Here is a 654-nt window from a genome sequence, read left to right as displayed (position 1 = left end):
CCCCAAGGGCGTCCGCGACGCGGGCGACGGCCGCGAACGCCTCCGGATGCCCGTTGCGGGCGAAGTAGCCGCCGGCCACCGCGATGCGCAGGCCGCCGATGCCGTCCTCCAGGTCGGGATACGCAGGCTCGGGCGCCCGGGTCGTGGCCACCGGATCGTCCGGGTCGGGTCCCTGCATCGCGTCGTAGGCCAGGGCGAGGTCGGCGACGCTCCGGGCCATCGGCCCGAGATGGTCCAGGCTGCCCACGAACGGGAAGCTGCCGGCCCGGCTGATCCGCCCGTAGGTCGGCTTCATCCCGAAGCAGCCGCAGAACGCGGCCGGCACCCGGATCGAGCCGTTGGTGTCGGAGCCCAGCGTCAGCGGCACCAACCCCGCCGCCACGGCCGCGCCCGACCCCCCGGAGGAGCCGCCGGTCATGTGGTCGAGGGCGTGGGGATTGTGGGCGTCGCCGTCGTGGACGTTCTCGCCGGTGAAGTCGTAGGCGTACTCGCCCATGTTGAGCGCGCCGACCAGGATCGCCCCGGCCGCCTCCAGGCGCCGCACCACCGCGCCGTCGCGCGCGGCCGGTGGGCGATCCCGGTTGATCTTCGAGCCGGCGCGGGTCGGCAGACCGGCGACGTCGATCAGGTTCTTAACCGCGAAGGGTACGCCGG

The 654-nt window shown here is 74.3% G+C and carries 1 protein-coding gene; it reads right to left on the bottom strand.

The features are described 5' to 3' along the window. Positions 1-654 (bottom strand): amidase family protein (locus tag FV228_RS31880; RefSeq protein WP_246694115.1); only part of this gene is annotated, 654 nt, incomplete at both ends.

Origin of the sequence: Methylobacterium sp. WL18 (genome assembly GCF_008040015.1) — a bacterium.
In the GTDB taxonomy this organism is placed as follows: Bacteria; Pseudomonadota; Alphaproteobacteria; order Rhizobiales; family Beijerinckiaceae; genus Methylobacterium; species Methylobacterium mesophilicum.
The sequence above is the reverse complement of the archived record's forward strand: the minus strand, read 5'-3'. Positions and strand labels throughout refer to the sequence as shown.